The organism is Acinetobacter sp. LipI_23, assembly GCF_058243045.1.
In genome coordinates, this window is the sequence record NZ_JBZAYJ010000001.1 from 507,345 (window position 1) to 525,310 (window position 17,966).

Annotated in this window: 14 protein-coding genes and 3 pseudogenes; 12 read left to right on the forward strand and 5 right to left on the reverse strand. The window is 41.3% G+C overall.

Annotation, left to right across the window (positions count from 1 at the left end):
• Nucleotides 1–181 precede the first annotated feature (181 nt).
• A pseudogene (locus AC4CVD_RS02480) lies at nucleotides 182–687 on the forward strand (hypothetical protein).
• 148 nt (nucleotides 688–835) lie between these two features.
• On the opposite strand, the gene AC4CVD_RS02485 reads toward AC4CVD_RS02480, so the two are convergent.
• Nucleotides 836–1,786, reverse strand: coding sequence for an IS481 family transposase (locus tag AC4CVD_RS02485; protein WP_006582413.1), 951 nt, complete (start codon nucleotides 1,784–1,786; stop codon nucleotides 836–838).
• Between the two features lie 291 nt (nucleotides 1,787–2,077).
• Here AC4CVD_RS02485 and AC4CVD_RS02490 point away from each other — a divergent pair, with 291 nt between their 5' ends.
• The 7 genes from AC4CVD_RS02490 (at nucleotide 2,078) to AC4CVD_RS02520 (ending at nucleotide 11,333) form a co-directional block, all read left to right on the forward strand.
• A complete protein-coding gene (locus AC4CVD_RS02490) occupies nucleotides 2,078–3,667 on the forward strand; it encodes a peptide chain release factor 3 (RefSeq protein WP_005400798.1) in 1,590 nt (529 codons plus the stop codon).
• Nucleotides 3,668–3,757: 90 nt separating this feature from the next.
• A complete protein-coding gene (locus tag AC4CVD_RS02495) occupies nucleotides 3,758–4,576 on the forward strand; it encodes a hypothetical protein (RefSeq protein WP_005400797.1) in 819 nt (272 codons plus the stop codon).
• Nucleotides 4,577–4,623: 47 nt separating this feature from the next.
• Nucleotides 4,624–5,574, forward strand: a complete 951-nt coding sequence (locus tag AC4CVD_RS02500) for an RsiV family protein (RefSeq protein WP_005400796.1) — start codon at nucleotides 4,624–4,626, stop codon at nucleotides 5,572–5,574.
• A gap of 12 nt (nucleotides 5,575–5,586) precedes the next feature.
• On the forward strand, nucleotides 5,587–6,402 hold the full coding sequence (locus AC4CVD_RS02505; RefSeq protein ID WP_171054248.1) for a TatD family hydrolase: 816 nt from the start codon (nucleotides 5,587–5,589) through the stop codon (nucleotides 6,400–6,402).
• 127 nt (nucleotides 6,403–6,529) lie between these two features.
• Nucleotides 6,530–9,283: an aconitate hydratase AcnA gene (gene acnA / locus AC4CVD_RS02510; RefSeq protein ID WP_005400794.1), complete on the forward strand. Its 2,754-nt coding sequence runs from the start codon at nucleotides 6,530–6,532 to the stop codon at nucleotides 9,281–9,283.
• Nucleotides 9,284–9,397: 114 nt separating this feature from the next.
• The gene (locus AC4CVD_RS02515) at nucleotides 9,398–10,165 is read left to right on the forward strand and encodes a tRNA threonylcarbamoyladenosine dehydratase (RefSeq protein WP_005400793.1); all 768 of its coding nucleotides are present in this window, start codon (nucleotides 9,398–9,400) and stop codon (nucleotides 10,163–10,165) included.
• Nucleotides 10,166–10,265: 100 nt separating this feature from the next.
• Complete coding sequence (locus tag AC4CVD_RS02520) at nucleotides 10,266–11,333, forward strand: DUF695 domain-containing protein (RefSeq protein WP_490751959.1); 1,068 nt, start codon at nucleotides 10,266–10,268, stop codon at nucleotides 11,331–11,333.
• On the opposite strand, the gene AC4CVD_RS02525 is transcribed toward AC4CVD_RS02520, so the two are convergent.
• A complete protein-coding gene (locus AC4CVD_RS02525; RefSeq protein WP_005005861.1) occupies nucleotides 11,298–11,999 on the reverse strand; it encodes an IS1 family transposase in 702 nt (233 codons plus the stop codon). The two genes, AC4CVD_RS02520 and AC4CVD_RS02525, sit on opposite strands and share 36 nt — an antisense overlap.
• Nucleotides 12,000–12,057: 58 nt before the next feature.
• Between AC4CVD_RS02525 and AC4CVD_RS02530 the strand changes: the two are divergent.
• Nucleotides 12,058–12,171: pseudogene (locus AC4CVD_RS02530) on the forward strand (DUF695 domain-containing protein); the annotation flags it as partial.
• Between the two features lie 64 nt (nucleotides 12,172–12,235).
• The gene (locus AC4CVD_RS02535; RefSeq protein ID WP_005400791.1) at nucleotides 12,236–12,745 is read left to right on the forward strand and encodes a hypothetical protein; all 510 of its coding nucleotides are present in this window, start codon (nucleotides 12,236–12,238) and stop codon (nucleotides 12,743–12,745) included.
• A 62-nt stretch (nucleotides 12,746–12,807) separates the two neighbouring features.
• On the opposite strand, the gene dusA is transcribed toward AC4CVD_RS02535, so the two are convergent.
• Nucleotides 12,808–13,830, reverse strand: a complete 1,023-nt coding sequence (dusA, locus tag AC4CVD_RS02540; protein ID WP_424904590.1) for a tRNA dihydrouridine(20/20a) synthase DusA — start codon at nucleotides 13,828–13,830, stop codon at nucleotides 12,808–12,810.
• Between the two features lie 133 nt (nucleotides 13,831–13,963).
• On the opposite strand from dusA, the gene AC4CVD_RS02545 reads away from it, so the two are divergent.
• Entirely contained in the window at nucleotides 13,964–15,112 is a 1,149-nt protein-coding gene (locus AC4CVD_RS02545; protein WP_005400789.1) for a site-specific integrase, read from the forward strand.
• Here AC4CVD_RS02545 and AC4CVD_RS02550 read toward each other — a convergent pair.
• Both AC4CVD_RS02550 and AC4CVD_RS02555 read right to left on the reverse strand, forming a co-directional pair.
• On the reverse strand, nucleotides 15,096–15,368 hold the full coding sequence (locus tag AC4CVD_RS02550; RefSeq protein ID WP_004644614.1) for a pyocin activator PrtN family protein: 273 nt from the start codon (nucleotides 15,366–15,368) through the stop codon (nucleotides 15,096–15,098). The two genes, AC4CVD_RS02545 and AC4CVD_RS02550, sit on opposite strands and share 17 nt — an antisense overlap.
• Before the next feature lie 153 nt (nucleotides 15,369–15,521).
• Nucleotides 15,522–15,917 (reverse strand): annotated as a pseudogene (locus tag AC4CVD_RS02555) (undecaprenyl-diphosphate phosphatase); the annotation flags it as partial.
• Between the two features lie 313 nt (nucleotides 15,918–16,230).
• Between AC4CVD_RS02555 and kdpA the strand changes: the two are divergent.
• On the forward strand, nucleotides 16,231–17,955 hold the full coding sequence (kdpA, locus tag AC4CVD_RS02560; protein ID WP_039890241.1) for a potassium-transporting ATPase subunit KdpA: 1,725 nt from the start codon (nucleotides 16,231–16,233) through the stop codon (nucleotides 17,953–17,955).
• Nucleotides 17,956–17,966 lie beyond the last annotated feature (11 nt).

A 17,966-nucleotide genomic window follows, 5' to 3' on the forward strand; every position in this document is an offset into this window, starting at 1 on the left:
TTTTATGGTGATGTAATTCAGTTGAGAGTCTAATAAAAAATAAGCAGTGTTCGCAAAATCCTCTATCTAGTGATATCGGCTTTTTATGCATTCTTTAGAATCTATTCGTTTTAGTGTCCTGTTGTCCGTATACCAAGCTGTTCAGTTCAAAACATTGGGAACAATTTGGAATTAAATAATTATGGTTAGAGTCGTTACTAAGGTTGGTGATGTTTTTCTGTAAAGTTGGATAATGAGGTGAAAAAATATTTCCAGCTCATTGCTTTTGATTTAACACAATTAAATAGTGATGTGATCAGAGCATTTAAAAAAGTATACCCTATCCATGCAACTCCTACATTATTGGATATCGTTAGTGATGATGTCGATTTTTATGCACATTGCGTCACTAAATTTGGCATAAAAATGAATCTTTGGGAGAAAGTTGGAAACATATCTGATGTGGGTGGAACTTCTACAATATTATTCAGAGACACAGATGATTATGGTGTTATGGTAGGGGAAGAACCAATAAAAATTTCTCACAATTGGTTTGTATGGCACATTAATGATGATAAATTTACTTATGTTGGAAACCTAGAGGGAGAAAACCGTAAAGCAGAAATAGGTGTGGTTATGCCCCCTTTGGCTATAGTAGAACGTATAAAAACAGGGAAATATAGCTTCGTATATCCAGAGTTTGAATGAAGTTTATAAAATGGCCTCAGATTAGGCTTAAACAAGATAAAATAATGCTTGATGTATGAGGGGCAACGGAAGTTTTACTCCGAGTTGTCATTGGATGCAGCGTGATTAAGTGTATGTTCAGATCGGATCAAACAATGTTTCTGTACATCTAAGTGTTTAGTCCCGGCATTTGATGGATCGGATCAATTTTAAAAAGTTCAGGTTCATCTGTCCACTGTTTGCAGATGAATTCGTAGGGAGTCAGGCCCCTGAGTGTTTTGAGTCTGCGGCCGAAGTTGTATGCAGCAATAAAATCAGCAAGGTGAATGCATAGCTGAGTGTGATCGTCGTAATGGAACCGTTTGACAGTAGCTTCTTTAATCGTTCGGTTCATCCTCTCGACCTGTCCATTGGTCCATGGATGCTTAACCTTGGTAAGACGATGTTCAATGCCACATTCAGTACAAACCCGATCAAAGATGTGCTCAGAGGCGTAGCGATCACAGGTGCGGTTCGTGAACTGGATGCCGTTATCTGTTAGCACCGTATGGATTCTATAGGGCACAGCCTTAACCAGATTGCGCATGAACTCCGCGGCTGCCATCTTACTGGCTTTAGTATGCAATTCAGTGAACGCAAACTTGGAAGTGCGATCAATGGCAACGAAGAGATAAAGCTTACCCTGTGCTGTTTGCATCTCAGCGATGTCGATATGAAAGTAACCAATGGGGTAGCTCTTGAAGCGCTTCCTGACAGGGCGATCACCTTGTACCTCAGGCAGTCGTGAAATACCATGCCGCTGTAAGCAGCGGTGTAACGACGAGCGTGTCAGATAAGGAATACTCGGCTGCAATGCATAAAGGCAATCGTCTAGCGGCAACAAAGTGCGTTTTCGAAAAGCAACAATTGCCGCCTCATCTTCAGGCGATAACACGCTTGAGCGAGGATTCTTTGGGCCGGTTGTAAGATCATCTACTGAAGTACGTTTCTTCCATTTTGCGACGGTCTTTTGATTGATGCCGTAACGCTTGGCTAGCGTTCTTAAGCTCTCTTGACTATTTTGTATTGCTCGACGCACTGCCTGTGTCGTTGTGGCGCTGCTGTGTAGAACTTGTCCCATAGTGCTTCCTTCCATTTATCTGAGAATATTGCACCATTAAAATCTGGGACTAAACATCTAAGTTGTAGCTGATAGCGCTGTAGCGTTCTATTCTTATCCTCTACCAGAGCGGGAAAGCATCCGAATTGACGACGAATGCGATGTACTGCGCTGGTGGGTTAAGGGAAAATTATCAATAAAATCTCATTCATAAATCTGCTACAATTGCGCCAATTTTAAGTTATCACTTTACGGGTTGGATACACATTTATAAGTGTGTACAAAACCGTGTACCTATTGAAGATTTCCCTTATGTTTAAAGATCAATTAGCTAGAGAAGTAGCGGCTCGTAGAACTTTTGCTATTATTTCCCACCCCGATGCTGGTAAGACCACCATGACAGAAAAATTGCTGTTGTGGGGACAAGCCATTCAGATTGCTGGTATGGTGAAAAGCCGTAAATCGGACCGTGCTGCGACTTCAGACTGGATGGAAATGGAAAAAGAACGTGGTATTTCGATCACCACCTCTGTCATGCAGTTTCCCTTTAAAGACAAGATGATCAACCTGCTGGATACGCCGGGACACGAAGATTTCTCTGAAGATACGTATCGTACCTTAACGGCGGTCGATTCAGCTTTGATGGTAATTGATGGTGCAAAAGGTGTTGAAGATCGTACCGTGAAACTGATGGAAGTGTGTCGTATGCGTGACACACCAATCATTTCATTTGTGAACAAAATGGACCGTGAAATCCGTGAGCCTTTAGAGCTGTTGGATGAAATTGAAAATGTTCTCAAAATCAAATGTGTGCCGATCACTTGGCCGCTTGGTACAGGTCGTGACTTCGCTGGGGTGTTTAACCTGATCGAAGAGAAGTTTTATGTGTATAAAGCAGGTTTTGGTTCAACCATTACTGAAATCGAAGTCCGTGATGGTTATGACTATCCAGACTTACGTGAAAAAGTCGGTGAGCTGGCTTGGGCGGCATTTGAAGAGTCTCTAGAGTTGGTGCAAATGGCCAATGAGCCTTTAGACCGCACAGAGTTCCTTGCGGGTCGTCAAACGCCTGTATTGTTTGGTACAGCATTAGGTAACTTTGGTGTAGACCATGTGTTAGATGCATTTAGTAATTATGCACCTGAACCTAAAGCACACCCAACAGAAAATCGTTTGGTTGAAGCGACTGAAGAAGGTTTTACTGGCTTTGTTTTTAAAATTCAAGCCAATATGGACCCGAAACACCGTGACCGTATTGCCTTTATGCGTATTTGTTCAGGAAAATATGAAAAAGGTTTGAAAATGAAGCATGTGCGTCTAGATAAAGATGTGCGCATTAGTGATGCTTTGACTTTCTTAGCCGGTGATCGTCAGCATCTAGAAGAGGCATGGCCGGGCGACATTATTGGTTTACATAACCACGGTACGATTCAAATTGGCGATACTTTTACATCAGGTGAAAAACTACAATTTACGGGTATCCCGCACTTCGCCCCTGAAATGTTCCGCCGTGTACGTTTGAAAGATCCATTGAAATCGAAGCAGTTACAAAAAGGCTTAAAAGAACTTTCAGAAGAAGGTGCAACACAGGTCTTCATGCCGCAAAATAGCAATGACTTGATTGTCGGTGCGGTAGGTGTGCTTCAGTTTGAAGTGGTGGCATACCGTTTGAAAGAAGAATACAAAGTCGACTGCGTCTACGAGCCTGTGAGCATTAACACTGTGCGCTGGGTGTCATGTGATGATGACAAAAAATTCAATGAATTTAAGAAAAAAGCACATGATCAATTATCGGTAGATGGTGGTGGTCACTTGACCTACTTGGCACCGAGTCGTGTGAACTTACAACTGATGCAAGAGCGCTATCCAGACATCGTGTTCCGCAATACCCGCGAACACTAATCGGGATGTTAAAAAATAAAACAGCTTCTTCGTGAAGCTGTTTTATTATGCAAGATACTTTATTTTAATCATGAATTTCATGGAAGACGCATGTTGCAGAAACAGGCTATTTATACAATATTGGTGAGTTTGACTGTCTTATTGACGGCATGTGACTCCTCTAAACAATCTGAAACAGACGCAGATGCCAAAAGCTCGGTATTTAAAACAGAGCAGGCTGAAGTGTTACCATATTTAAATATTCAGCAACAAGCGGCTGATATTGCACAACCGTTTTGTGAAACCAAGAATTGTATTGAATTAGATCTGCAAAGCTTAACAACGGCAGATCCGTGGTTAAACCAATGGATTGCCAAAAGTCAGGCTCGAGTGATTCAAGATCAGATTGGCTTAAAACAAGACATGAGCTTACAGCAAGCCATTAATGCCTATGTGAAAAAGTCGGATACATGGCAAGCTGAATTCAAGGGCAATAAGGCTTATAGCTTGGCGATGTATACGCGTATACCGTATCAGCGCAATCAGTTTGTATTGATGCAAATTGGGGTTGATACCAATCAAGAGAATGTAAATGTTAAGGAACGTTATTATTTCTTTGTTGCGGATCGTAAAAACCAAAAAGCGGTGGCATTATTAGATTTAATTCACCCGAAACAGCAGCTGGCGATGAATGTGTTGGTGCAAAAAGCGTATCAAGACTGGTTGAAGAAACAAGAACCTGAAGTGCGAAAATCTGCACCAGCGAAGTTGTACTGGGGGCAAGCAGATTGGTTTTTTGACCAAGAGGGCATTGGTTTACACTATCGGACTCATGAGATTGTAAAAGATGGCACTCAGCTTGATATTTATTTGACGAAAGCACAAACTCAACAGGTATTAAAAGCCGATGTCTATACCCAGTTGTTTTAGTGCATTGGCCAAAGCAAGAGCTGGCTTCACAAGGTAATAGGTTATTTATGTTAAAAAGCAAAACAATATTGACAATCAGCGTACTTGCAGCTGCCATCAGTTTGACAGCCTGCCAACCAAAAGATAAAGAGCCTCAAACTCCTGCAACGCAAACCACAGCGGCTTCAGAGGCAGAAACAGCCTTAAAGCTGGTCGGTGACACAGAAAAATTACAATTCGAATTACCTGAGTGTGATGGCAATGCTTGCCCTGAATTAAACATTGATCGTTTGCAAAGTAATCAAGCATTTATTGATGATTTTATTGATCAACAAATTGTGAAAGATCTCTCGCAGATTATTGATATTTCGCCGATGCATAGCAGTTCTGATACCACGGCATCAAGTGCGGTGGCGGCAAGTTCTGAACCTGCAGTAGTGGGCCAAGTCATCACCCCTAAACTGAAACTAGAGAAACAAGTTCAACCTTATTTGGCTGCTTTTCTGGGTTTAGACCAAGAGTTGAAAGCCTTAAGTTCGAACCATCAAATTAGTTTGATGATTAAGCCGAAAATTCTAAATGCCAAAGATCCTTTGGCCACGGTGGTATTGAACACCAGCAGCTACTTAGGCGGTGCACATGGTTCATCGTCACAGCATTATTATAATTTTGACTTGAAGCAGCAAAAGCTGGTGAGTTTGGATGATCTATTGTTGCCGAATCAGAAGGCGGCGTTAAATAGAGTAGCGCATGAAGCCTTTCGTGCTTGGATCGTCGACTCTAAGTTAGCGACCAATGTCGATGAATATGAGCAAGCGTGGAAGTTTAGTTTGAGTAACAATTATTACTTGGGTACTGAAGGTCTAATTTTGCAATATGGCGAGTATGAAATTGGTCCTTATGTGGTGGGTTTACCACGCTTAACTCTTGGTTATGATCAACTCCAGAAAATTTTAAAGCCTGAGTATTTACCCAAAGCCAAACAGAGCGCACAGGCTGCTTCAGAAGCCAAGAGTTAATCAAGCATGAGCTTGCCTCTGTTCGACACCCATACTCACTTTGATGTTGCCGATTTTGATACTGATCGGCAACATTTGGCCGAACAAGCAAAACGTGTTGGGGTAGAGGCACTGGTCCTTATTGGTTTTCTTGAATCACGATTTGATGCGCTGATTCAGACACATCAGCAATTAAAAAGCTGGGAGAATGTTCCATGCTCTTATCTTGCCCCAGGTTTACATCCGTTTTATATCGAACAGCATCAGACTGAACATTTACAGCGTTTAGAACAGGTTTTGCAGCAGCAGGACTGCGTAGCTGTGGGTGAAATTGGTTTAGACACCTTTTTAAAAGAGCATAAACAGCCTGCACTTTTCGCCAAGCAGCAATCTTATTTTTCCGCACAACTGGAACTTGCTCAGCAATATCAAAAACCTGTGTTATTGCATATTCGCAAAGCACATGCAGAAAGCATTGCTATTTTAAAAGCCCAAAAATTCAAATTTGGTGGTATCGCTCATGCCTTTAGTGGTGGGGTGGAAGAAGCCAAGGTCTTGGTCAAACTCGGTTTTAAAATAGGGGTAACAGGACAAATCACCAATCCAAATGCCAAAAAATTGCATCAAGTGGTGCAAGCACTTGGTAGCGAACATTTGGTGATTGAAACGGACTGTCCAGATATGACACCGTTGTGTTGTCAAACATCGACCGAGCATCCCACCCGCAATACACCGGTAAATTTACCTTATGTTTTGGAGAGTCTCGCACAGACACTGGATCAGTCTGAGCGGTCGTTAGCAACTCAACTCTGGCAGAACTCATTGGCTGCGTTGCATTTAAAATTTTAGAAGAATAAGACAATAATCTCGATAAAAATAAGATAACCAAAAGGGAACACATTCTTTTCTAAACAGGCTTACATTAAAGAAAGAACATCATAATAAATACATTCGCCAATATTGGGAGGGCAACCGAATGGCCAGATATAGCAAAATCAATAGTTTCAATGCATTACAAACACTCACGGTGGGTGAAAAATCCTATCAAATTTTTAACCTCCCTCAAGCCGCCCAAACATTGGGTAATATTGATCATTTACCCAAGTCTTTAAAGGTCTTACTCGAAAATTTACTCCGTTTTGAAGATCAAAAAAGTGTAAAAGTAGAGCATATTCAAGCCCTAGTCGATTGGCAAAAAACTAGAAGCTCTGATCAAGAAATTCAATATCGGCCTGCACGTGTGTTGATGCAGGATTTCACAGGGGTTCCCGCCGTGGTTGACTTGGCTGCCATGCGTGCCGCAATGGCACAAGCGGGTGGCGATCCGAATTTGATAAATCCCTTATCCCCTGTCGATTTGGTGATTGATCATTCCGTGATGGTCGATCATTTTGCAGATAAAGATGCCTTTGCTGAAAATGTCGAAATTGAAATGCAACGCAATGGTGAGCGCTATCAATTTCTACGCTGGGGACAATCGGCCTTTAATAACTTTAGCGTTGTCCCGCCCGGTACAGGAATTTGCCACCAAGTCAATTTAGAGTATCTGGCTCAAGCGGTATGGTTGGGGGAGGATGAGGGACAAACTTTTGCGTTCCCTGATACCTTGGTGGGAACAGATTCGCATACCACCATGATCAATGGCTTAGGCGTGCTCGGTTGGGGTGTTGGCGGGATCGAAGCTGAAGCGGCGATGCTCGGGCAGCCTGTATCCATGTTGATTCCTGAAGTGATCGGTTTCAAACTCACAGGAAAACTCAATGAAGGCATTACCGCAACAGATTTGGTTCTAACCATCACACAAATGCTACGCCAAAAAGGCGTGGTTGGTAAATTTGTTGAATTCTATGGCGATGGTTTGGCCGACTTGCCTTTGGCTGACCGCGCCACTATTGCCAATATGGCCCCTGAATATGGTGCAACCTGTGGTTTCTTCCCCATTGATGACGTGACCTTGGACTATCTAGCGTTGACAGGTCGTGAGCAACAACGGATTGATTTGGTTGAAGCGTATAGTAAAGCGCAAGGCCTGTGGCGAAATGCAGGTGATGAACCCGTTTTTACCGATACGTTGAGCTTGGACATGAGCACAGTGCAGGCCAGTTTGGCAGGCCCTAAACGTCCGCAAGATCGTGTCTTGCTAGCAGATGTACCTAAAACTTTTCATGATTTGATGGAACTAACGCTAAAGCCCGCCAAAGAGGCGAAAGAGCGTTTAGAAAATGAAGGTGGTGGCACAGCTGTTGAAGCTAAAAAAGCTAATCTACCGCATGAGGAGCCATCTTGCACCATTGATGGAAAATCCTACCCCTTGAACCATGGTGATGTGGTCATTTCAGCCATTACCTCATGCACCAATACTTCCAATCCCAGCGTGATGTTAGCCGCGGGACTTCTTGCCAAAAAAGCCATTGAAAAAGGCCTACAGCGTAAACCGTGGGTGAAAAGTTCGCTTGCACCTGGTTCTAAAGTAGTGACCGACTATTTGGCTGCGGCAGGTTTAACACCGTATTTGGATGAGTTGGGTTATAACTTGGTTGGCTATGGCTGTACCACGTGTATCGGCAACTCTGGACCACTGCCTGAACCGATTGAAGAAGCCATTCAGTGCCATGATCTCAATGTCGCTTCAGTGCTTTCAGGCAACCGTAACTTTGAAGGGCGTGTGCATCCTCTGGTGAAAACCAACTGGTTGGCTTCGCCACCTTTGGTGGTGGCTTATGGTTTGACGGGCAATATCCGTACAGACCTGACCACGCAACCGATCGGCCTCGGCAAAGATGGGCAAGCAGTCTACTTGAAGGATATTTGGCCGAGTCAGGCTGAAATTGATCATGCGCTACAGAGCGTAAATACCGCGATGTTCCATAAAGAATATGCCGCAGTATTTGATGGTGATGCAGCATGGCAGGAGATTCAGATTCCTCAAAGTCAGACCTATGCTTGGCAAGAGAATTCAACCTATATTCGCCACCCGCCATTTTTTGAAGAGATAGGTAAGCCACCGAAACCGATTACCAATATTGAACAGGCACGTATTTTGGCTGTGCTTGGAGACTCGGTCACCACCGATCATATTTCCCCAGCGGGTAATATCAAGAAAGACAGCCCCGCAGGACGCTATTTGCAACAGCAAGGGGTTGAACCCAAAGACTTTAACTCTTACGGGTCTCGACGTGGGAACCATGAAGTGATGATGCGAGGCACTTTTGCCAATATCCGCATTAAAAATGAAATGCTCGGTGGAGAAGAAGGTGGAAACACGATCTATATTCCAACAGGAGAAACCTTGCCGATTTATGATGCCTCTATGTTTTATCAGCAGCAACATACGCCGTTAATCATTATTGCTGGGAAAGAGTATGGCACAGGCTCATCACGTGACTGGGCTGCCAAAGGCACGAACTTATTGGGGGTTAAAGCGGTGATTGCCGAAAGTTTTGAACGAATTCACCGTTCGAATTTGGTTGGTATGGGAGTATTGCCATTGCAATTTGTCGATGGACAAACGCGCCAATCCTTAAACTTGACAGGTCGTGAAGTACTTTCGATTCATGGATTATCGGATGATATTCAGCCGCATCAAACTTTGGATATTCAGGTGCTTCGAGAAGATGGCAGCCAAGACCAATTTACAGTGTTGTGCCGTATTGATACCTTGAATGAGGTGGAATACTTTAAAGCTGGCGGTATTTTGCATTATGTACTGCGTAATTTAATTGCAGCCTAATCTCAATGAAATAAAGCCCTGTCAGTAGCAGGGCTTTATTGTTTGTAGCGATACATTCAATCCAAGGTCGTATTCAGGTAAAATGAACATGATTTTACCGATATAGATGTACGCATGACTGATCTGCAACATGATGAATATGACCGCCGTTTTGCTGGTGTAGCCAAAATTTATGGAGACGAGGCCTTTTCATATTATGAAAAAAGTCATGTCATGGTGATCGGAATTGGTGGTGTAGGTTCGTGGGCAGTAGAGGCTTTAGCGCGTACAGGCGTTGGAGAATTAACACTGGTTGATATGGACTCAATTGCGGCTTCGAATGTTAACCGTCAATTGCCAGCCATGAGCTCAACCTTGGGTCATGAAAAAATTGAAGTGATGGCCGAACGTTGTCGATCCATCAATCCACGGATCAAAATCAATTTGATCGATGACTATTTAACCCCAGAAAATGTCAAAGAAATTTTAGAACATCGACCAGACTTAATTTTAGATTGTATTGATGACGTCAAAGCTAAATTAGCACTGATGTTGCACTGCCGTTTTAATAAGATCCCATTGATTGTTTCGGGGGGAGCGGGTGGTAAGCTCGACCCACTAAAAATCCGAGTTGCTGATTTGTCTAAAACCGAACAAGATCCCATGTTGGCGAAGCTTCGAACCCAGTTACGTGGCATGGGAATTTGTAAAAAACCAAAAGAAAAGTTCGGCATTAGCTGTGTGTATTCGATTGATAATCCATTTTCCAGTGCAGATGTGTGTCCAAGTGCGGGCCTACGTTGTGGTGGCTATGGTTCTGCGGTGGTGGTGACTTCAAGCTTTGCGATGGTGGCAGTGGCGGAAGTGCTGAAAAAATTAGATGGAATGAAAGCGAAACAATAATACTGTTTTAGGTTTAATTGGACTGTATACATCGATATATGGATACAGTCCTTAGACCACAAAAAATATTGAAACCAATAGAAAAAAAGAGAAAAGAAAAATGAGCTTTTTAAAAAAATTATGGGGTTCTCAAAACAAAAAAACGCCTGCGAATGAAAATGCATATACTGCATTTTGGCAATGGTTTCAGCAGCATCAACAGCATTTTCACCACATTGTGAATCAAGGCAGTAAAACTGAAATCGAGCGAGATTTCTTTGATCGATTGACGCCTGAATTGGAAAAAGTCCATTGCGGCATCTTTTTTCTGACGGGCATGTTAACCCCACAAACAGCTGAATTAATTCTTACCCCTGATGGCATCATTCCAAATATTGTCTTTGTGGAAGAGCTGATTGCAGCTGCACCTGAGATTGCAGGGTGGAAGTTCACTGCGCTTAAACCTGAAAGCGATATTCATCAAGTCGGGATTAATATGCATGATTATGAGTTTAGTCAGGAGACTTTATCTTTTTATTTTAACCAGCAAGCCGAATATCCCGATGAGATTGATCTGGTCGTGGTACATGATGAATATAATGCAGCTGAAAACGATGCGTTTTTACAGGCTGTGTATATTTTCCTCGACAACTATTTGGGCGAGTACGATGCGGTTACCAAATTGGACAATGTTTCTGTCCAGTCTAAGCAAGATGCCGAAAAAGAATTGCTACCGATTCACTTGCTCAAAAACATTTTAATTTTAAAAAGTAGTGAAATTTCAAGATTAGACAAAATTACCCGTTCAAATACGGATGCCGATGAATTTGTCAGTTTGGAAGGTGAAACCAATGAAGGTCTACCGTTGCTGGCGACTTTAAATCGTACACTTTTAACATGGGATCAAAAAGCCTCACATCCATGGATGATGTTGATTGAAATCTCTTATTATGGTCAGCATTCAAATGGCATGTCCGCGTCTACAGATTATGAACTACTGGATTTGATAGAAGATGCATTATTACAAGAGCTTAAGGATGTGGATGGCTATTTAAATATAGGTCGTGAAACGGGTAATCACTTAAGAACTATATATTTTGCGTGTAAAGAGTTTAGAAAACCATCCGGTGGTGTTTTAAAAAGTATGCTGACATTAAATGAAGCCATTATTGATGTAAAAGAAGGTTAAGTCGAAGGCTTTAAAATGGTTTTCAAGCTTTTTGGAGAAATTGCAACTTCTTCTAAAACCACGCCTTATTCGATGCCTTATTTTGCAATTATTACCTTCAATTCCTACAGTAAACAACTTACCAATACTTTGCTTGCAGTTTTTAAAAGCAGTGATGAAACTGTCCCAATGATCACTTGCAATTCGGGTGTAGTGAATACCTAATTGTTTAAGCTTTGTCTTCAACCTTTGGACTGTAGCTAAATCTCTCTTACCCCAAACATAAGCAACAATCTCACCTGTTTCTCGATGGTAGGCGTAAATAAGCCATTGTTTATTATTTTTATTTCCAACAAAAGTCCAGAATTCATCTACTTCGAGAGATTCATAATGACTTTGTTTAGGCTGAATTTGATAGGCCGATTCAGTTAAAGTCCGTAAGACTTTACCGATACTAATGCGCTCAACTTCAGCGATATCTCGTATACCGCTGCCTCTGACCATTAACTGTAATATTTTACGAGTAATGCCAGAATTACATCCTAGATAGCTCAGAGCATGGTCACCAATAAACTGACGTTTGCAGTCTTTGCATTGGTAGTTTTGTTTCCCATCTACTTTGATGCCATTTTTCTTTATACTGTCACTGAGGCAGGTTGGACATTTGATTTCTAGAGTTATTTGCATTTCTCTATTTTATCAAAATTCAACCTGCTTTTTTTTAGCATACTTTTTGATACACCACCAACCATCCAAGGTCATTGATCAAGTGATTGAAAAATATAAAGGCAACTTTGAAATAGAGGTCAGTTTGTTTAAAGACAAATACTGGCGTGCTCTGAGTAAATTTACCGGTTAAGCTCTTATATAAAAGAAGAGTTCGCCTGAAGCACTTTTAAAATATAAAGGGATAAAGCAGCTCCATGACTCATCTTTCAGGGCATTCCAAACTTGATGTTACAATAGTGGCTTTAGGGATCATTTTGAGTTGTGGTGTTGTATATGCTATTTACTCAACCGTTCGTCATTTTTATGTTTTAAATCAGGTCAATGAAGCCAAAGAAATGATGAGTGATATACAGTCATTATTGGTTTGGTCAATGCATCAGCATCATGATGATGTCACGCAGGCTTGTCATTTTAAAAATATACAACAGATTGCTCAATCCGTAGAATTTCAAAATATGAATCGTATTTTAAAATTACAGGATCAAATTCATCAGCAAAGTCAATTTGTTGAACAGATTAAAGTAAATGCCACCCCTGATTTACATGGTTGTATAACTACGGCTTACTTTAGAAAAGAACCCTTTGTCAGCGAGCTTATTGCAGGAAAGTATATTTCCTATCATTATGATTTTAAGACTGAAACAATAAAATGTGTCACCAATATACACAAGCGTGCTTTAGTGAAAGCTTGTACTCGGCTATAACGGTGAAACATAAAAAAGCGAAGCAGATGCTTCGCTTTTTTCGTTTAGATCAACGTTCTAAATTACTGAGCTAGAGTGTGTTCTTTTAAATAATCTTCGGTGCGTTGCATTGCGTCTTTAATGTTAAGAATTGCATTTTCAACATCGGCAAAAGTCTTGGCATTACCACCACTTAAAGCCTGACGCCATTTTCGAGCACCCGGAAGGTTTTGGAATAAACCCAAAATATGGCGCGTGATAATCGACAATGGCGCACCCTCAGCCATACGCTTTGCAATATACGGCAGCATTTGGTCAATAATTTCAAAGCGATCAGGTAGATCCAAATTCCACAGCTGTCCCAGCTCTGCCAAAAGGTAGGGATTATGGTAGGCCTCACGACCAATCATCACACCATCAACATGTTTGAGATGTTCTTGTGTTTCAGCAAAGGTTTTGATCCCGCCATTAATTTCAATCAATAGATTTGGACGTTCTTGCTTTAAACGATAGACATCTTCATAACGTAGTGGGGGAATGTCACGGTTTTCTTTCGGAGAAAGCCCCTGAAGCAAGGCAATACGTGCGTGTACGATAAAATTATCGCAGCCCGTTTTCGTGACTGTATCGACAAAATGTAGCATTTCTTCATAAGAATGCATGTCATCAATCCCGATACGATGCTTTACCGTGACTGGAATCTCCACGGCATTTTGCATTTCAGCAATACATTCAGCGACAAGGTCAGGTTCTGCCATGAGACAGGCCCCGATTTTATTATTTTGTACACGGTCGCTTGGACAGCCGACATTTAAATTGACTTCATCATAACCCCAGTCTTGTGCCATTTTGGTACAAGTGGCTAAGTCTTTAGGATTTGAGCCACCGAGTTGTAGCACAATCGGGTGTTCTTCATTGTTATAGTCGAGATGACGATTTGCACCGCCAAACAGAATCGCGCCAGTGGTCACCATTTCGGTATAAAGGATGACATTCGGGTTAAATAAGCGGGCAAAGAAACGATAATCTTTGGTCGTCCAATCCATCATCGGTGCTACGCTGATTCTCGGAGATTGAGTGTTTTCAATGTTTTTGTTAATAGTCATTAAAAATCATACCTTTAATCTATATTCTGCAACCTGCGAGAATTTGTTTGAACCTGTGTTTAGGTGGGTGAATCCATTTGCATTTACACCAAATTTTACACCATAATAGAAAAAATAGCTTTTGGTGTAAATTATGGGTTCAATTACAGCAAGGAAAGGTGCAGATGGTAAAGTTAACTATCGTGCTGCGATTCGAATCACTCGAAAGGGCTTTCCTGCTTTTTCTGAAAGTAAAACATTTCACTCAAAGAAATTAGCTGAAAACTGGATTAAGAAACGAGAAGTCGAAATTCAAGAAAATCCTGATATTTTGCTTGGCAAAGAAAAGTTGATTGATCTGACCTTATCAGATGCCATAGATAAATATTTGGATGAAGTCGGGAGCGAGTACGGAAGGACGAAACGCTATTCTCTGCTCTTAATTAAGAAGCTACCAATTGCGCGCAATATTATCACAAAAATAAAATCAGTACATTTAGCCGAGCATGTGGCTTTAAGGAAGGGTGGAATTCCGTACCTCGATCTTGAACCTATTGCGACTAGTACACTGCAACATGAGCTTTTACATATCAGAGGTGTTCTTTCTCATGCTGCTGTTATGTGGGAAATGGATATTGATTTAAATAGCTTCGATAAGGCTACTGCTCAGTTAAGAAAAACACGTCAAATATCCTCCAGTCAAAAAAGAGACCGACTGCCTTCGAGAGATGAATTGATTGCATTGACGAAGTATTTTGCAGAACGATGGAAGCTAAATCGTTATGGCTCTAAATACCCAATGCATTTGATTATGTGGTTTGCAATTTTCTCATGCAGACGTGAAGCTGAATTAACACGATTGTATCTTCGAGATTATGACCCACATCATTCAACGTGGAAAGTGCATGATTTAAAGAATCCTAATGGTTCTAAAGGTAATCATAAGTCATTTGATGTACTTGATCCTTGTAAGGAGCTGATCAAAAGACTGAAACATTCAGAAGTTCGAGAACGGATGCTAAAGCTTGGACATAATGAAAATTTGTTATTGCCTTTGAATCCCAAAATTTTGGGTAAAGAGTTTAGAGAAGCTTGTAAAATTTTGGGGATTGAAGATTTACGATTTCATGACTTGAGACATGAAGGCTGTACTCGATTAGCTGAACAGAGTTTTACTATTCCTGAAATTCAGAAAGTAAGTTTGCACGATTCTTGGGGGAGTTTACAGCGTTATGTATCAGTGAAAGCGAGAAGAAATATATTACAGTTGGAGGAGGTGCTACGCCTCATCGATGAAACGTAGCAAAATCTTTGGATGCCTCTGAATATTGCTTATCCAAGACAGCAGCAAGATCCTTAATGTGTACCAAAAATGGAGCACGTTTACTTTTATCTATTTTGAATACTGAGAAAGGGAATTGTTGATTATTCGCTTTTCTCAGTGCTTCGGCTTTGCTGAGGTGGGGATAATAGTCAGAAACTACTGTCATTAGTTCAACGGTCATAGAACGATACTTTATAAAAAGTAGTTCGGTAGTATTAATTTGAAAGCAATTCATGAAGTGGGTATTCCATACATAAAACTTTTTTAATTTGAATGGGCTTTGTTGCACAAAGATTTCATAACTATATGATTTTAAAAGTTTTGATTATTTTTTGATCCAAAATTAAATTTATTTAAATCAGATGCTTACATATTTATGCAACAAAGCCGCTTCTACAGCAAAAATTAACAGTGCACCAATAATCAGTGCAGATGCCACAACCGAAGGACTGAATAAAACTTGTTTAATAAAATCAACAGCTATAACTCCGATCACTACTGCAGGAATAAATGAAATGAAGACATTTATCGCAAAACGTCTCGCATGGTAATCACCTGATATAAAACCATGTAGTAGATTAATAATTTTTTTACGGTAGAGCCAACAAACGGCTAAGATTGTGCCCAGTTGAATGACAACTTCAAAGACACAGCCTGAGCCTGAATGAAAATCAATTAAATGGCCAAATAAAATTAAATGACCAGTACTGGAAATGGGTAAAAACTCCGTTAAACCTTCTATAAAACCTAAAAATAAGGCTTTAAGTACTGAAATTATATCCATAAATAAAGTGAGTCACAGAATAATAATAGCCATCACTTTTAAGATATTTTTCTGCATTTATAAGTGCATTGAGCTAAATTTTTACGCTTTCTTTACGCGGCATCCAAAGTTATGAATAGAGACTTTACGGTCTTATTTTTCATACTGGATTTTGGAATATCCCAATGCTTAGGATGAAAAACATGAGTGCGGTCATTCACGCGCATCAGCAGGTACAGCATCAAAAAAATTGCGTTGTACTAAATAATCAAAATAAACGTTATTTCAATATCTGCATGCAGATTTCAGCTCTGAAACATAGGAGTGAAATGCCATGTTAGAGTTTGCTTTGCTTTTAGCCATCGTCTTTGTTCTGGCTTATCCCTTGGGTAAATACCTCGCAGCAATTATGCACAACCGCGATATGAAAATTGATCCTCTATTCAATTGGATTGAAAAGCCCATTTACGCGGTTTTAGGAATCAATCCCAAACGGGGGATGAATGTCAAAACCTATTCATTCAATTTTGTCATGAGCTGTGCAGTGATCGGTTTGGTGACTTGGACTCTATTTATGGTTCAAGCCAGCCTGCCGTTGAACCCAAACCATGCACCGAATATGTCATGGGATTTGGCGCTGCATACCATGATTTCGTTTCTGACCAATACCAACCAGCAGCACTATTCAGGACAGGCGCAACTGTCTTATTTATCGCAAATGGTCGGCATTGTCGGCTTGCAGATCTTCACGCCGATGATGGGCCTGGCGATGGTGGTGGCTACAGTTCGAGCACTGTTCTACAAACAATCCAATGCACTTTCTGAAACCGATCAACAGACCAGCTTTAAGCATAAAGTGCAACAAATTAATGTCGGCAACTATTGGGCCGATGTGATTCGTCCGACGTTCCGCTTTCTGATTCCTTTATGCATGGTTTGGTCATTATTGCTCACTAGCCAAGGCGTACCATCGACTTTTCAAGGCGGCCCAGAAGTTCAAGTCATCGACCAAAGCAGCGAATTAACAACGCAAAAAATACCTTTAGGCCCTGTTGCGCCCATGGTAGCAATTAAGCAATTGGGCAGTAATGGTGGTGGCTGGTATGGTCCGAACAGCAGTGTACCTTTGGAAAATCCGACACCATTGTCAAACTTTCTGGAAATGCTTGCGATTTTACTGATCCCTGTTTCGGTGATTTTTATGCTGGGCTTTTTCACCAAACGCGCCAAATTCGCAGGCTTGGTCTTTGCTTCAATGCTGCTGATGTCGATCATTTCTGCGACTAGCGCTATCTGGTCAGAAAGCCTTTCATCGACTTCGACATTGCTTTCCGCCATGGAAGGTAAAGAAGTGCGTTTTGGCGAGGCATCATCTGCTTTGTGGTCAGCGGTCACCACCCAAGTCAATAACGGCTCAGTGGATATGATGCATGATTCATCTGCACCGCTCACGGGTATGGTGCAATTGTCCAATATGCTGATCAATGCCATTTGGGGCGGGATTGGCTGTGGTTTACAGCAATTCATTATTTATCTGTTTTTAGCAGTCTTTATTGCAGGCTTAATGACCGGCCGCACCCCAGAATTGTTTGGCCGCAAAATTGAAGCCGGTGAAATCAAGCTGCTCGCTGTTGTGATTTTGATCCAACCCATCGTCATTCTTGGTTTAACCGCAATAACTGTATTTTTTCCTGAATTGACGGGCAACAGTAATCCGCAATACCACGGCATTTCTCAAGTGCTGTACGAATATGTGTCTGCATTTGCCAACAATGGCTCAGGCTTTGAAGGGCTATCAGACAATACCGTGTGGTGGAATGTCACATGCGGTATTGCTTTATTGCTCGGCCGTTTCCCGACATTAATTATTCCTTTAATCATCGCTACACGTTTAGCTGCTAAACGCCAAGCACCTGAAAGCAGCGGCAGTTTAAAAGTCGAAACGCCAACATTCGCACTGACTTTAATTGCCATTGTGGTGATGTTGACCTTATTGCAATTTATGCCAGCCCTGGTCTTGGGGCCAATTGCTGATCATCTGTTATTGGTTCAAGGTTAAGGGGGAGTACA

Excerpts from the sequence above, each read along its gene's own strand:
- AC4CVD_RS02485 (WP_006582413.1), bottom strand. The coding sequence starts at position 1,786 with ATGGGACAAGTTCTACACAGCAGCGCCACAACGACACAGGCAGTGCGT.
- AC4CVD_RS02490 (WP_005400798.1), top strand. The coding sequence starts at position 2,078 with ATGTTTAAAGATCAATTAGCTAGAGAAGTAGCGGCTCGTAGAACTTTT.
- AC4CVD_RS02495 (WP_005400797.1), top strand. The coding sequence starts at position 3,758 with ATGTTGCAGAAACAGGCTATTTATACAATATTGGTGAGTTTGACTGTC.
- AC4CVD_RS02500 (WP_005400796.1), top strand. The coding sequence starts at position 4,624 with ATGTTAAAAAGCAAAACAATATTGACAATCAGCGTACTTGCAGCTGCC.
- acnA (WP_005400794.1), top strand. The coding sequence starts at position 6,530 with ATGGCCAGATATAGCAAAATCAATAGTTTCAATGCATTACAAACACTC.
- AC4CVD_RS02515 (WP_005400793.1), top strand. The coding sequence starts at position 9,398 with ATGACTGATCTGCAACATGATGAATATGACCGCCGTTTTGCTGGTGTA.
- AC4CVD_RS02520 (WP_490751959.1), top strand. The coding sequence starts at position 10,266 with ATGAGCTTTTTAAAAAAATTATGGGGTTCTCAAAACAAAAAAACGCCT.
- AC4CVD_RS02525 (WP_005005861.1), bottom strand. The coding sequence starts at position 11,999 with ATGCAAATAACTCTAGAAATCAAATGTCCAACCTGCCTCAGTGACAGT.
- AC4CVD_RS02535 (WP_005400791.1), top strand. The coding sequence starts at position 12,236 with ATGACTCATCTTTCAGGGCATTCCAAACTTGATGTTACAATAGTGGCT.
- dusA (WP_424904590.1), bottom strand. The coding sequence starts at position 13,830 with ATGACTATTAACAAAAACATTGAAAACACTCAATCTCCGAGAATCAGC.
- AC4CVD_RS02545 (WP_005400789.1), top strand. The coding sequence starts at position 13,964 with ATGGGTTCAATTACAGCAAGGAAAGGTGCAGATGGTAAAGTTAACTAT.
- AC4CVD_RS02550 (WP_004644614.1), bottom strand. The coding sequence starts at position 15,368 with ATGAATTGCTTTCAAATTAATACTACCGAACTACTTTTTATAAAGTAT.
- kdpA (WP_039890241.1), top strand. The coding sequence starts at position 16,231 with ATGTTAGAGTTTGCTTTGCTTTTAGCCATCGTCTTTGTTCTGGCTTAT.